16 protein-coding genes and 1 pseudogene are annotated in these 13,430 nt (G+C 42.9%); all 17 read right to left on the bottom strand.

Features of this window, described 5'->3' with window-relative positions:
• Positions 1-126: 126 nt before the first annotated feature.
• On the bottom strand, positions 127-1,101 hold the full coding sequence (locus AC4HAI_RS05760; RefSeq protein WP_491110796.1) for a ketopantoate reductase family protein: 975 nt from the start codon (positions 1,099-1,101) through the stop codon (positions 127-129).
• Positions 1,098-1,949: a CPBP family intramembrane glutamic endopeptidase gene (locus tag AC4HAI_RS05755; protein WP_491110794.1), complete on the bottom strand. Its 852-nt coding sequence runs from the start codon at positions 1,947-1,949 to the stop codon at positions 1,098-1,100. Before AC4HAI_RS05755 ends, AC4HAI_RS05760 begins: the two co-directional genes overlap by 4 nt.
• 124 nt (positions 1,950-2,073) lie before the next feature.
• A complete protein-coding gene (locus tag AC4HAI_RS05750) occupies positions 2,074-2,451 on the bottom strand; it encodes a hypothetical protein (RefSeq protein ID WP_491110792.1) in 378 nt (125 codons plus the stop codon).
• Entirely contained in the window at positions 2,448-2,897 is a 450-nt protein-coding gene (locus AC4HAI_RS05745; protein ID WP_491110791.1) for a LytTR family DNA-binding domain-containing protein, read from the bottom strand. The genes AC4HAI_RS05750 and AC4HAI_RS05745 overlap by 4 nt, the downstream gene beginning before the upstream one ends.
• 273 nt (positions 2,898-3,170) lie before the next feature.
• Complete coding sequence (locus AC4HAI_RS05740) at positions 3,171-4,172, bottom strand: siderophore ABC transporter substrate-binding protein (RefSeq protein ID WP_491110789.1); 1,002 nt, start codon at positions 4,170-4,172, stop codon at positions 3,171-3,173.
• Between the two features lie 16 nt (positions 4,173-4,188).
• Positions 4,189-4,941, bottom strand: a complete 753-nt coding sequence (locus AC4HAI_RS05735) for an iron ABC transporter ATP-binding protein (protein WP_491079288.1) — start codon at positions 4,939-4,941, stop codon at positions 4,189-4,191.
• On the bottom strand, positions 4,941-5,906 hold the full coding sequence (locus AC4HAI_RS05730) for an iron chelate uptake ABC transporter family permease subunit (RefSeq protein WP_491110788.1): 966 nt from the start codon (positions 5,904-5,906) through the stop codon (positions 4,941-4,943). Before AC4HAI_RS05730 ends, AC4HAI_RS05735 begins: the two co-directional genes overlap by 1 nt.
• Positions 5,893-6,879: an ABC transporter permease gene (locus AC4HAI_RS05725; RefSeq protein ID WP_491110785.1), complete on the bottom strand. Its 987-nt coding sequence runs from the start codon at positions 6,877-6,879 to the stop codon at positions 5,893-5,895. The genes AC4HAI_RS05730 and AC4HAI_RS05725 overlap by 14 nt, the downstream gene beginning before the upstream one ends.
• 188 nt (positions 6,880-7,067) lie before the next feature.
• On the bottom strand, positions 7,068-8,441 hold the full coding sequence (locus AC4HAI_RS05720) for a HAMP domain-containing sensor histidine kinase (RefSeq protein WP_491110783.1): 1,374 nt from the start codon (positions 8,439-8,441) through the stop codon (positions 7,068-7,070).
• Positions 8,422-9,096, bottom strand: coding sequence for a response regulator transcription factor (locus AC4HAI_RS05715; protein WP_491110781.1), 675 nt, complete (start codon positions 9,094-9,096; stop codon positions 8,422-8,424). The genes AC4HAI_RS05720 and AC4HAI_RS05715 overlap by 20 nt, the downstream gene beginning before the upstream one ends.
• A gap of 178 nt (positions 9,097-9,274) precedes the next feature.
• Positions 9,275-10,027, bottom strand: coding sequence for a PepSY domain-containing protein (locus AC4HAI_RS05710; RefSeq protein ID WP_491110780.1), 753 nt, complete (start codon positions 10,025-10,027; stop codon positions 9,275-9,277).
• A gap of 200 nt (positions 10,028-10,227) precedes the next feature.
• Positions 10,228-10,734 (bottom strand): DinB family protein, encoded by a 507-nt coding sequence (locus AC4HAI_RS05705; RefSeq protein WP_491110778.1) that lies wholly within the window; start codon positions 10,732-10,734, stop codon positions 10,228-10,230.
• Between the two features lie 202 nt (positions 10,735-10,936).
• Entirely contained in the window at positions 10,937-11,581 is a 645-nt protein-coding gene (locus AC4HAI_RS05700; RefSeq protein ID WP_491110777.1) for a glucosaminidase domain-containing protein, read from the bottom strand.
• Between the two features lie 166 nt (positions 11,582-11,747).
• On the bottom strand, positions 11,748-12,203 hold the full coding sequence (locus tag AC4HAI_RS05695; RefSeq protein ID WP_491110776.1) for a flavodoxin family protein: 456 nt from the start codon (positions 12,201-12,203) through the stop codon (positions 11,748-11,750).
• A 137-nt stretch (positions 12,204-12,340) separates the two neighbouring features.
• The gene (locus AC4HAI_RS05690; RefSeq protein ID WP_491110775.1) at positions 12,341-12,715 is read right to left on the bottom strand and encodes a hypothetical protein; all 375 of its coding nucleotides are present in this window, start codon (positions 12,713-12,715) and stop codon (positions 12,341-12,343) included.
• Positions 12,716-12,725: 10 nt separating this feature from the next.
• Complete coding sequence (locus AC4HAI_RS05685; protein WP_491110774.1) at positions 12,726-12,986, bottom strand: hypothetical protein; 261 nt, start codon at positions 12,984-12,986, stop codon at positions 12,726-12,728.
• Between the two features lie 30 nt (positions 12,987-13,016).
• Positions 13,017-13,430 (bottom strand): annotated as a pseudogene (locus AC4HAI_RS05680) (hypothetical protein); the annotation flags it as partial.

Raw genomic sequence — 13,430 nt, 5'->3', positions numbered from 1 at the left:
TAAGCCTATCCTAGGAAAAACTGATACTATCCCACACTTGTAATAGGCTGAAAGTGAGACAAAAATCAATCATTCAAAAGAATTGATTTCTCTATGCTTGCTTTCTTTTTTGGCTAAGGTGATTTGTTAATTTGTAGAAGGAAGGGCAGTCACTTTCGTCCAGCCATCAGCATAGCAAGCATAAAATGTTGGTGCTGATATATGGTGTGACTTACCAGTGTCATACAGACAGTTACAAACAAAAAATAAGTCCGGAAGATTGTCATGCAGGGTCATGATTTCTCTACTCAGGCGGTTTTTCGCAAACAGACGCTTCATGAGTCGTGCTGACATCCAAGTAGGTAGGCGATAAGGTAGAAGTTCTTGGCGATAATGACTCAAATCTACACCTCTACTCTCTACTATCTTAGATGTCTCACGGATAGCTTTAATAGCTTGGGAGAGTATCTGTGCAGAATGCATCATTGTCTCAGCAGCTCTACTTGGATTTTCATGATTGGCATGGCAGACTGCTACCGAGATGACACCAGCATTGATAGCCATGTGCAGCCAAATCCATTCCAGCATATCATAGGGCTGCTCCAGTTTAATTTGGCAATCCATGAAAATCTGCACTAACTGCTCATAATTAGGAAGGGATGCTTTTTCCTTTCTTTCTAACATGAAATGATCAAAGACACAGGCCGTCAGCTTATTGTCCCTGATATTGCCGCCAGCAACTGGATACCCTAAAATATAAGGACGCCCCTTCACCAGATTGTCAATATAAGCACGGTCTTCCCAAATGCCACAGGCTAGAATTAAGGTGCCAGAAATACCATCTGCCTCTAAACTTTCAAGGATAGAAGCAAGGCCGCCTGACGGAACACTGACAAAGATGAAATCATAGGCCTTATCTGAACAGTGTTCTACCTGATAAACATCACTGCTTTGAACACCATTTTTTTCAACTCGGCCATCTAAGAGTTCAATGTCTAACTCTTGGATACCAGCTCTTCTGCTATTTTTTCTAATAAGATGTTCTACCTCATGGCCTGCTTCTTTAAACAAATAAGCATAGCTTGTCCCAATAACACCTAAACCAACCACTAAAATTTTCACTGTAAAACTTCCTTTCTGCTGTTTTTTCTAACCAGTAAATACCATAGCAAGACCAAAATAAAAGATAAGATTTGTGCAATGGCGATTCTGACAAACATCAGCTCATCTGCACCCTTATCAGATAGGGTATGGACGATATTGATCAAAAAGTTATTGGTAAAATGATGGGACATAGCCATATAAAGACTTCCTGACAGTCTGGTCATGAGTGCAAACTTAAATCCTACCATGGCAGAGGTAACAACCAGCATCAGCGCATTCAGTGTAAAACTTGAAAAATTCATATCTCCATCAAAGTAACTGCGCAGGGGCCCTACTAAATGCCACAGGCCAAAAAGTGTTGAGGAGCAGACGGCTGCGGTTATAAAGCTGTATTTCTGCTCAAAAAGTTTTTGAAACAGTCCGCGAAAAGCTCCTTCCTCCATGATGACATTGATGACATTTCCTACAAGGCAGATGAGAAAGAAGATTAGACCGGTTTCTCTGCCAACGTTCTTATCCACAGCATAAGCGCTAACATAGACATCCAATCCTTGAAATGTGCCCTGACTCACAAGCAACAGGATTTCCGCACCATAAGCCAGCACAAAAACGACAAGGCCAAAAAGCAGTCCATTCCAAGTGTTTTTGAGGAAACCTCCTTGCCTAAAACCTATCTCCTGCCAAGTGAGCTGAAAAAATTTGAGAGCTGCATAGATGACTGCGATTCCTAATAGTTTGTGCACAAAGGCTTCGTTCCAGAAGGTTTGGTCTGTCCGTAAAATAAAATAGTCAAAGAGATGCAAACCATAGCAGAGCAAGTAAATTGTCAAGACTGCTACCTCGATTTTTTTGCTTTTAGGTAACATAGATCCTCCTTACACTAAGATACAAAGCCGTAAAATGCTCCAAAGAAAATAGGAAGCCTAACGATGAATCATTAAAGATTCGAGGAAGGTATGTCTTTTTTCACAGGAGTGTAAACGTATTCAATTAACGACGGTTTTTGATCAATACATTAATTTCACGCGCTTCCTGACTGAGATCAAAGAGATCCAAGACTTGTGAAATCATATAAACAGCAAATCCAATGAGAATGAGCATCAAGGGCTGATTCCAGTGAAAGAGCCAGCCCAGTCCTATGATCAGTCCTTCAATCGTTATGATTTCCACGAATACTTGTAGCCTAAAAGAACGCCACTCTAGCTGACGGATCACTAATATAATAAGCTGAATGACACCATTCAGAAAAAAGACCTGAAAAATACTCACCAGCAAAAGCCACTCTGCCTTCAAATACAAGGCAGCTAGCGTTAATAAAAGCAAGGATACGCCCGTCGTGGCAAAGACATTAACCAACCATTTTTTCATTTTGACTCACCTCCTCTTAAGGCTTCTTTAACAGCCTGTAAATAACTGCGATTGACGATCAGTTTCTCTCCGTTATCTAAAGTCGCCTCCATGCGGCTGTTAAAGAGTGGACGCATACTTGCCAGACGATCGATATTAAGCAGGCAGGACTTACTGATTTGGACAAATCCATATCTTTCCAGCTCAGCATTCAACTGATAGAGACGGGATTCGGACTGATAGACAGCCTGATTGAGGTAGATGAAGGTCTTTTTGTCAACGCTCTCTATATAGTAAATATCAGATAGATTGACTAAGTATTCCTCTCCATCCAAATGGCAGGGCAACTGTTTATCTACTGTCTCTAAAAAGCGTAGAATGCGAGTGATTCGTTCATCTTTTTGGCTGTAAGACAGGGTAATTTCCAGGTCCTTATAAGAAAAATCTTGTTTTATTGTTACTTTCATAGTTCACCTTTGCCTCATTATAGCATAGCTTCAATGACAAAAAAGCTCCTATTGACCAAGATACAACAATAAGAGACTAAGATACAGATGACTGCTCATCAAACGTGTAGAGGAAGTAAAAAATTTTTCTTCCCATCATGGTCAGTTATTAGTAACACTCATCCTAAAATTACTTACCAGCGCTGTCAGAGATGAATGACCTACAAAAAACGTCCATGAGCATTTAAGCTAATGGACGAAGAGCTTCTACGATGATTGCTTTATAGCGTTTATCTATCCGGCATAGTCTGCTAGCTCATCAAACATCAGCTTGGTCGATTCCAAACCGCCGCCTGAGAGGTACCAGAGATCAGAGGTCAAGGTGATAATCCGGTTATTCTTACCTGCCTTGGTATTTTTAATCAGTGATTGATCCAAAACATCTGAATTTTTAGTGTCATCTCCCCCAATCGCTAGGGTGCGATCCACGACAAAGATGGTATCTGGATTAGCCTGAGAGATAGACTCAAAACTAAGCTCTTGACCATGACTGCCGCCTTGTTTACCAGAATCCCGCTTTTGAGCATCTTTTTTACCTGATTCGCCTTGGGATTCTTTGATGTCAAGGCTGGTCGGCTGAAAGCCTAAGGTTTGGTAAACAAAGCCATAACGCCCTTGCTTCCCTAATCCTGCTAGACTACCTTCATTGAGCATGAGCATGAGCGTCGTCTTATCCGTGTTCTTGTTGGCTGATTGAACCTTCTTCACCGTTTTATCAATTTTATTTAACTTGGTTTTAGCTGTCTGCACTGCTTTATCGCCAAAGAGACTAGCCAGGGTTTTGATATTCTTTTGGACAGAGCCCCAGTAATCATTGGCTTGACTTTCAAAGTAGACAGTCGGAGCAATCTCTTCAAAGTCCTTTAGTTGTCCCTGAGTACGTCCTGAGGCAATAATCAAATCAGGTTCTAGTTCTGCAATCTTTTCACTATTGACTTCTTTTAGGTTACCAACGGACGTGATTGATTTATTTTTTCCCATGTCTTTCAGGTAAGCAGGCAGGGACTGGGAAGGAAGCCCAACGATGCGATCTTCATAGCCAAGTTCACGCAGGGTATCTGCCATACCAAGATCTAAAACAACGATCTTTTTAGGATTTTTTGGTACTGTTACCGTTCCATTAGCAGCAGTAATTTTCATTTGGCTGTCGCTATTTTTTTGATTTTTAGCCTGTCCACAAGCTACTAGTAATAGTGAAGCTAGCAGGACGACGGTAAAGCTTAATAGTTTTTTCATTGATTGATTCCTTTCATTAACTATAGAGGCAAAGTTTTTTACCATTTACTTCAACAATGCTCAGTGGGATATCGTAGAGCTGGGTAAGAATTGACTCAGTCATAACCTGATTAGGGGTTCCTCGGCAAAAGACCGTCCCATTCTTAAATGCCACCATCTGATCGACGAATTGACTAGCCATATTAATATCATGGATAACGATAACCACAGTCTTGCCCAACTCATCTACCAAACGCCGTAGAATGGTCATCATACCAAGTTCCTGCTTAATGTCTAAATTATTGAGAGGTTCATCCAATAGGATAATATCCGTATCTTGAGCTAAAACCATTGCGATATAGACCCGCTGTAGCTGGCCACCAGACAGGGTATCGATCGGACGGGATCTCAGGTCTCCAAGCTCCATATAATGAATCGCTTGATCAATAGCAGCTTGATCTTCTGCTTTTAGGCGTCCCTTGCTATAGGGAAAGCGTCCAAAGGCTATCAGTTCCTCTACGCTAAACTTGGCTTGAATGGTGATTTTTTGCTTGAGCATGGTCAATTCTTTGGCCAAGGCTTGAGACGGCCAATCTTCTAGCTCTCTGCCCTTGATCAGCACTGCCCCCTTATCCTTAGCTAAGAGCCTGCTCATAATGGCTAAAAGGGTTGATTTCCCAGCACCATTGGGACCGATAAAAGCCGTAAACTGCCCCTGCTCAATGCTGAGATCAACATCCCTTAAAACCTGCTCTTGTCTATAAGATTTATTAACCGCTTGAAGTTGCATCATCGTAAACGCTCCTTATAAAGTAAGTAGAGAAAAACACCGCCACCGATAAGCTCAATTAACATGGACAAGGTCACCTGATAATTCAGTAGACGCTCTAGCAGACTTTGTCCCACCAACAAAATCATAAATCCTATGAGACTGCCAGCCATAAACAGCCAACTGTGTTCATAGTACTTGAAGAGTTGGTAAATCAAATTCACCACCATAAAGCCAAAGAAACTCATAGGGCCAACCATGGCTGTCGAAGCAGCTGTTAAAATCACAACTGCCCACAGCACTTGACGCTGGAGCTTCTCAACATCCACGCCTAATAAAATGGCATTGGTTTTGCCCAGATAAAGTACATTCAAAAGTGGACTCTTGGTCAAAAGAAAGACGACGACGCCACTCACTAAAACAAATACAAAGGCTAAAATATCCGTATTCGCATGCTGCAGGCTAGCAAAGAGCTTACTCTGCAGCTTATCGTACTCATTAGGATCCATGAGAACTTGGAGATAGGTCGCACTGGTGCGAAAAAGCGTGCTCAGTGCCATGCAAATCAGTAGTATTTTTCCAAATCCCTTAGACAGTAAAGATTTGATCATGGGCTGCAAAAGGGCAAATAAAACTAGCTGCAAGCCCAAAACGACCAGAAATTCTACTAGGGGACTGCTGGGCTGAGCCTGAGCTACCCAGTGCCAATAGAAAAAGAGATAGGCCGATTGGATCAGGACATAAAAACTCTCCATACCCAGAACAGCTGGGGTCAAAAAGCGATTGCCGATGACTGTCTGAAAGCTAATAGTCGAAAAGCAAGCTATGATAGCAACCAGAAGATAAGTAAGAAGTTTTTTCAAGCGCAGCTTAAGGAGATAGGAGCCGACAAGGCTCCCTGCAGGAAAGAGATAGGCCAAACTAAGCACAAGCGATAGCATCAGCATGAGACCAAGAATGATCCTTCTTTGCTTACTGCTCATCATAAGTATCTCCTTTCCAAAGCAGGGCGATAAAGAGTATCGCTCCAATCATACCTAGGATTAGGGAGACGGATACCTCATAGGGCCTGATCACTAAACGTGCCAGTATATCACAAGCCAAAACAAGGACTGTCCCACTGGTCGCGACCCAAAAAAGACTATGTTTGAGATGATCGCCTTTATAACGTCGAACAAGATTGGGAATGATTATTCCGATAAAGGGCAGTTGTCCGACTGTTATCATAGTCGTAGCTGTCGCTAAAGCTACTAACACCAAGCCCAGCGTCTCCATGGTCTCATAAGGCAGGCCTAAGATACGACTGGCATCCTCACCCAAACTCATGATCGAAAAATTCTCCGCTAGGTACCAAATCAAGATCCAGACAAGCAGATTTAAAAAGAGCCATTCGTACTGGTTACGCTGGATCATAGTAAAGGATCCTTGGGTCCAAGAAGTCATGGACTGTACCAGGTTAAACCGATAGGCTAAAGCCTGCCCCAAAGCTCCGATAATGCCACCAAAAATAATCCCTACCAAGGGCAGCTGCCACTTCTCTTTAAGCGTCAAGCGTCTAATAAAGCGAATAAAAAAGAGTGTTGCCAACATAGCCATTCCAAAAGCAAAGAACATCTTTTGGCCCAGACTAGCCTTGGGAAAAATCAGGATAGCCACTAGCATGCCCAACTGTGCAGCTTGAACGGTGCCTGCAGTTGAGGGGGCTGCATAGTGATTCTGAGTCATCGTTTGCATGAGCAGGCCAGCCATACTCATGGCACTAGAGGCTAGCAGGACAGCTAGGGTCCTAGGTAGACGAGATTCAAAAAAGATCTGACGAGCCGCTCCTCTCCCACTTAGCAATCCCGACCAAGAGAACTGGTTACTAGAACCCAGCCAGAGAGAAAGAATTACTAGAATCAATAATAGAAAGAGCATTCCTTTTTTCTTGCTAGGATAGGCTTTTGAACTTATAATCATACAAGAACTCTAACAAAACCCTGAGCACAGGTCAATATTATTCTAAAATAGGGCTTTTTATTGGAATCATTCCAAATAATTATTAGAATCATTCTAATTAAAATTTATTGTGTCATTAAAATTATGTAAAAATATAAGCTAAAAAATAACCGAGCTCCTAAAGCCCGGTTATCTAGCTTTCAGCTTTATTAGACATTATCTTTTGGCTGACTTAGCACTTCATCAAAATTGACTTCAAACAGCGAGCCTTTATCGGGGACTGATTGGAGTTTGAGATCTGCATGGTGGAGATCAGCCACTTTTTTGACCAAGGTCAAGCCGATACCAATGCCCGATGATTCACTGCGATGGCGGGCACCATCCACTTGATAAAAACGATCCCAGATCTTATCTTGCACATCTTGTGGAATACCTGGGCCATTATCAGCGACACCAAGAGAGATCTTTCTGCCACGTTTATTAAGGGTGACCACAACTTCATCTTTGGTAAATTTCATGGCATTTGATAGAAGGTTGTCTATTAATTGGGTGATCATGATAGGATCCCCGGCTATATAGAGATCTGCAGTGATGTAAGACTCCAAATGGACAGCTTCATCCGCAAAGAGCCTATGGCGGTCCTGGACCATCTGCTTGACTAATGCTGAGAGATTGAGCTGCTCTACCTCTAGGACATCGTCTTTTTCTGAGCGTGCGAGACTCAGGATTCTACCAACCATATCACGCATGCCTAAGGCCTGACGACGAATAATTCCAAAAGATTCCTTGGACTCCTCTAAGTCGCTTGCATACCTTTGGCCATACTCGCTCTCAGAAAGAATGACAGACACAGGCGTGCGCAATTCGTGGGATACGTCATTAGTCAGCTGCTTTTCACGCTGAAAAGAGTCCTCAATCGATCCCAGCATGGTGTTGATTACCTCAGCTAGATCGGTCAATTCATCCCCTTTATCTGCTGCCAGCACCCGCTTGCTATAGTCAGCTTCTGAGGTGATGGCCTCTGCTGTATCGGTGATAGCTTTGACTGGCTTGAAGGCATTCTTCAGAATAAAGTAGCCGCCTGCAAGAACCAAAAACATCATAACAGGAAGACCAATCAAGAGAACGATCAGCATGGTGACCAGATCTTCATCCATCTGATGTTTAGGATGCATAGCCCGTATCCACTTATCTGTTCCTTTGATGGGGATGTCTTTTACCATATAGGAGACCTCTTTAGCCTTTTGCTCCCTTGGTTCTGGGCCTTGATTTTGTGCCTTCCCCTGGTCAAATCCCTCGGGGAAACTTCCCTTTAGGAGCTTGCCATCCCTGTCATAGACTGCAAAATAATTACCATCATCATAGGTTTCAAACTCTTGATCATACTCACCAGCCATCTCCCTGACACTCTCCTCAAATTCACGTGCTCCAGCATTCTCAGAGATACGTGTGCTGACAAAGAAAGCGCCGACCATGATAGCTACCGTCAAAAGTAGGATAAAAAAGCTGTACCAAAGCGTCACACGCTTGACGATACTGTGATTGGCACCGAATTTTAGCTTATTATTTCTTAGGAATGACATAGCCTGCCCCCCTCTTTGTCTTGATCAGGGAATCCTTGGGGTCGGTATCAAGTTTGCGACGCAAATTTTTGATTAAAACCTCAATGATATTGGATTCTCCCATATAATCAAAATCCCAGACATGCTCGCGAATCTGCTCTTTTGACAGTAGCTGGCCTTGATTTTGAGCGAGATAGGCAAAGAGCTGATATTCCTTAGCTGTCAAATCCACAGGAGCCTCATTGAGGTAGACTTGCTGGCTGGACAAATCTATCTCGACAGCTCCAAGCTGAATACGGCTGGTCGCTATATCAGAAGATCGCCGACGCAGGATGGCTCGGATTCTGGCTAAAAGCTCATCAAACTCAAAAGGTTTAACGAGATAGTCATCAGCCCCAGCATCCAATCCAGCGATTTTATCGGATAGTGCATCCCTAGCGGTCAGCATCAGCACTGGCAGAGTCGCATTTGACCGCCGCAGCTCTTGTAAGAAGGACATACCATCCATAACCGGCATCATCATATCTAAAATAATCAGGTCGTACTGGGTAACCGCTACAAACTCCAAGGCTTGCTGACCATCAAAGGCCCTATCAGTGCTGTAGCCCTTGGCTTTTAAAAGCTTGACCATACTATTGCTTAGGTCCTGATCATCTTCGACGATAAGTAATTTCATTTTCCTCTCCCTCTGCTTAACTTTCTTAATTATACCATAAAATATTACAAGATTTAGCTCAGGGAGCTTTCACACTCTTTGTGAAAAGCAGATTTGCCCATAGGGGCTTGCCTACACACAAAAGAGCCTGAGACAAAAGTTCAGACTCATTAGTATTATTCTAGATTTACCAGATAGACTAGTCCTCATCATCAAAGTCAGAACTTTGAGTAATATCGCTGATAAATTCAGCTTTATCAGCATCAAATTGGGACTGAGTGAGGGTCGTATCATCCAGAGTTTCCACCTCGTATACCAACTGGTTAGACGAGTTATGCTCCAGAGAAACAGATAAGACCTGTGCGTCCCCATATTTTTCCTTAACGGCCTTCAAAAGGGTGGACATGTCAGCCTTGGGTTCGGTAGTATCCTCAGCGTCATTATCATTGTCGTAATCTGTCTCACTAGCTAGGATCTTACCCGTATTAGCATTGATCTGATAGCTGATCTCCTTTTGACCCTGACGAATAGTCACCTCATAATAAGGGGACTGATGGTCTGACTCTAGATCAATATCGGTGATATAGCCAGAGTCAGCTTCTTTCAAGGCTAGCTCTGCTGCCTTAGCCATGTCAATCTTAGTTGATACGGATTGCTTAGATCTTGGAGCAATACGAGATTTCTGATCAAGCTGGTGGATTTCTGCAGTCTCTTCAATTCTATCTTCCAGTTGATCTGCTCGATGCGCTAAATAATAGCCGCCAGCACCGGCTAAGGCGCCTAGCCCCAGTATTCCTAAGACTGCTAGCACTAAGACACGACGGTTGCCAATCTTGTCCAACCAGGTTTTCTTTTTGGGTTGTTGACTTTGCGAGACCAATTCAGCCACTTTTTCTTGATCAGATGGCTGCTGGTCAACATTTTTCTCTTGATTCACGTCATCTTGTGACATTGAAAACACCTCTTTTCTAACACCATTATCGACTGGTATATGACTAGGATACTAGAGAAAAATGAATAGAAAATGAATGCAAAGAAAAAAGAATAGGGCAGCTATCCATCATTCGTTCGTTAGTCCTGAAGGGTTTGGTAGTTTGTCTCACTCTTTTTCTCTTATATTTTTTGCTTATCACTGGTGGGCAGGAAGCTGGATCATCTGCCCAATACTAGACGTCTGGTATAAACAGCCTGTCCTGAATGCATGATAGCATCATCAATGATTGAAGCCAGACGCACACCACGTGTCACAGGAGGCTGATAACTCTCATCAATAATCTCCTCTAGATCAGTCTCATCAATCTCTAGCAGGTATTCACGCGCCAAGTCCATAGCCTTCTGATAATAATCCAAGAGCAGCTGACGATCCCTAATAACCACCTTTCTAGCTTCCTGCGGTGTATGCATCCAATCTCTGGTATCACTAGGCAGATCTAAATCAAAACGAGCTTCCCAATCTTCAAAATAAAGCGGTTGATCCCCTTTTAGCTCAGTAATTTGAAAATCCAACATACGCGCTGTATGCCAAATCAACCAGTTCACAGATTTGATCAAATCTTGGGGCATCGTGTTGGCTTCCTCTAGGGACATCTGCTCAAGCGTGTCGAGGAAGCGTTCTTCAGAGCGATTGAGGGTGTCTATCAGTATATCTTTTGTTGTCATACTTATCTCCTTTTCTCCCTACTATATTTAGTAAAACTGCTGCCATTATAGCACGATGCTCTGGAGATGCAAGTTCTAGGTTTTTACTACCGCCAGCTAGTTAATGTCCACGCTAAATGCCCTTTCTATCTCATTGATTAAAGACTACTAAAAGATTGATCCCAATAAAAAAACGACCGCCTAAGCGAGGTCGCATACTTCCTTAGCTATCGTATTGGGTTAGATTGTACTGCTTGATCAATGCATTGAGCTTGCTGCCATAGCTGGTATCTGTGGCATAGGTACCAGTCAGAGATTGTGTGGCCTCTTGATAGGTTTTGGCATGGGATCTTCTCACACCGCTGTAGCGCTCATGCTGGAGAAGCGCTGCATAATCCTCCAGAGCATTGACAGGATTGCCATAAGAACGAAATTGGGCATCGATCTGATACAGTTTGCCCGTACCATCATCCTCACTGGTTTTCATGGTGACTGATTGTCCCCTGTAGTCGCCCTTGATCCCAAAGTAGTTATAATTAGGAGCTTGACTCAACTCCGAGCGTCCACTGTCTGATTCCAGTACTGCCTGAGCAATCATGACAGAAGCGTAAAGATCATTGTGATCGGCAATATCTTTAGCAACTGGGGCAACTCTTTTGATAAACTCCTTGGTCGAATCGGTGGAATCATAGGTTTTTAGCTCCTTGACATAGGCATCTAAGCGTTTCTGGGCACGGTAATTTTCAATCCCGACCCACACTACAAAAGCGACTAAGATAAGTCCTAACCCTGCAAGGAGACGATTAGCGGTCACTATTTTTTTAAATTTAGTTTTTAACTTAGTCTTTCGCTTTTTCCTTCTTGCCATCGTAATCTAATCTCCTCTAAAACTTCCTTTATTCACTTCTAAGATACTTATCCTATCTTAGCTTTTTTGCCAATCAAAGGTCAAGCAAAAACAAAAAGGAAAATAAAATAGACGAGCAATTCTCAATCACATAGAGGTAAGGAGATGACAAAATGGGACACTCTGTCTATAGCTTTTCTCGCAACTTGTCATACTCTTCTGCCTGAGAAACCATACCTAGGTAAGTCATTCCTAGGCGCTCTGCCACCTGACTAATGATATGTTCGACAAATTTTAAAACCTTTTCGCCCGGAGCGTAGCCCTGTGCCAGTACAGCTGCTTTATGGTTGGGATAGCTGGGATTTTGCCAGTCATTTTCTTCAGCTAGACGCTCTAAAAAGAGCTTCATAGAGCCCGTCATATCAAACCAATAAATAGGTGTGGCAAAGATTATCGTATCATGGCTATGCATTTTTTCCATGATGGTAGCGAGTTGATCCTGGTCAGATATCTGCCCCAGCTGATCTATACGGTAATCATTGAGATGGAGTAACTCAAACGCTCGATCTCCCAGAAGCTCTTGAACCATAGCCACTGTCAACCCCTCACGATTCATGCTACTATTGATGACCAAAATTGACATAAAACCTCCTATAGACCGGCAAAAATAAGCCAGTCCCTCTTTTCTCTATCTTAGCTTTTTTAGGAGATTTGATCAAGGCGATGATTCGTCAACACACAGTTTGTGGGACGATAAAAATCGCAGTGGGAGGCTATCTCTCACCAAAGAGATTTCTTCTCTTTTTCCTTAGCCATCTCTTCTTCAATGGCTTTTTGTCTAGCTTCCTCATAGACAGCCTCAACGTCATCATCGTAAGCTCGGCGCAGCTGAACTTTCTGCTCTTCTAACTCATCCATTGTCCTATGAAAATCTGACCGTTGATAATCCTCAGTAATCTCCATCTGGTTTAGATGACGCATAGACTCTTCTGGAATATCGCCTTCTAAAATGTCATAAACCTGCTCTTTGAGATGAGTACTCTCATGGAGAAAGTAGTCATAATCATCTTGAGCTTCTTCCATTTTACGATTCAGTGCCCGTTGATCCTCATCGTAGCGATCCTCAATCGCTTGTAATTTTCGCATATCTACCATAACGACACATCTACTTAATAGGATTTCTAAGATCCGGCTTCTGAATAGAGGAGAGGTAACCAGATGCTGCATCTGCTGCCTGACCTTCTAAAGCGCCAGCGATATTATTCGCATAAGTCGTTTGTGCATAAGTCAGCATTTCCTGTGATAAGGTGTCAAGTTTCTTTTGTAAGGCTTCACCTTCCTTATGCAGTTTGTTTACGATACCAGAAACTGCCGCCTTGATAGCTTCACGTTCTTGCTCTTTAATTGCTTCATCAGCTTTACTCATAAAACTCCTTTCGTTTTCACACTTTTTACATTACAGATAGGGCATGGGTAAATTATTGAAATCGTCAGCCCCCTGTGCATCTACTGCTATCAGAGACTGGGCACAGTTGATCAAGCCTTGAGAAAATTGAGACATATTCGCTTGATACTGGGTAACACTAGAGATATCCAGCTCTTTAATCCCATGATCCCAACGCTCTGCCATGGTCAGAGGCTCCATCAAGGTCTCTTTTTCTGCGTCGGATAAGTGCGTCCCCATATTGGCAATGAGCAGTCGATTGGTTTTAATCAGAATGATCGCAGACGCTTCAGCTCCTGCAATAAGACCAATAGCCTCTGCCACTTTGCCTGAAATATCAGCGTCGGCTACCTGTGTCGCCATATAGAGGAGCTCTGAGCGCAGTAAGATCCGCTGACCATAGTCAGCTGTCCCTTTGATCTTGGC

It is taken from the genome of Streptococcus sp. ALY_208 (genome assembly GCF_058314295.1).
The sequence above is the reverse complement of the archived record's forward strand: the minus strand, read 5'-3'. Positions and strand labels throughout refer to the sequence as shown.

Coding starts and splice junctions, on each gene's coding strand:
- AC4HAI_RS05755 (WP_491110794.1), bottom strand. CDS start 1,949: ATGTTACCTAAAAGCAAAAAAATCGAGGTAGCAGTCTTGACAATTTAC.
- AC4HAI_RS05750 (WP_491110792.1), bottom strand. CDS start 2,451: ATGAAAAAATGGTTGGTTAATGTCTTTGCCACGACGGGCGTATCCTTG.
- AC4HAI_RS05745 (WP_491110791.1), bottom strand. CDS start 2,897: ATGAAAGTAACAATAAAACAAGATTTTTCTTATAAGGACCTGGAAATT.
- AC4HAI_RS05740 (WP_491110789.1), bottom strand. CDS start 4,172: ATGAAAAAACTATTAAGCTTTACCGTCGTCCTGCTAGCTTCACTATTA.
- AC4HAI_RS05735 (WP_491079288.1), bottom strand. CDS start 4,941: ATGCAACTTCAAGCGGTTAATAAATCTTATAGACAAGAGCAGGTTTTA.
- AC4HAI_RS05730 (WP_491110788.1), bottom strand. CDS start 5,906: ATGATGAGCAGTAAGCAAAGAAGGATCATTCTTGGTCTCATGCTGATG.
- AC4HAI_RS05725 (WP_491110785.1), bottom strand. CDS start 6,879: ATGATTATAAGTTCAAAAGCCTATCCTAGCAAGAAAAAAGGAATGCTC.
- AC4HAI_RS05720 (WP_491110783.1), bottom strand. CDS start 8,441: ATGTCATTCCTAAGAAATAATAAGCTAAAATTCGGTGCCAATCACAGT.
- AC4HAI_RS05715 (WP_491110781.1), bottom strand. CDS start 9,096: ATGAAATTACTTATCGTCGAAGATGATCAGGACCTAAGCAATAGTATG.
- AC4HAI_RS05710 (WP_491110780.1), bottom strand. CDS start 10,027: ATGTCACAAGATGACGTGAATCAAGAGAAAAATGTTGACCAGCAGCCA.
- AC4HAI_RS05705 (WP_491110778.1), bottom strand. CDS start 10,734: ATGACAACAAAAGATATACTGATAGACACCCTCAATCGCTCTGAAGAA.
- AC4HAI_RS05700 (WP_491110777.1), bottom strand. CDS start 11,581: ATGGCAAGAAGGAAAAAGCGAAAGACTAAGTTAAAAACTAAATTTAAA.
- AC4HAI_RS05695 (WP_491110776.1), bottom strand. CDS start 12,203: ATGTCAATTTTGGTCATCAATAGTAGCATGAATCGTGAGGGGTTGACA.
- AC4HAI_RS05690 (WP_491110775.1), bottom strand. CDS start 12,715: ATGGTAGATATGCGAAAATTACAAGCGATTGAGGATCGCTACGATGAG.
- AC4HAI_RS05685 (WP_491110774.1), bottom strand. CDS start 12,986: ATGAGTAAAGCTGATGAAGCAATTAAAGAGCAAGAACGTGAAGCTATC.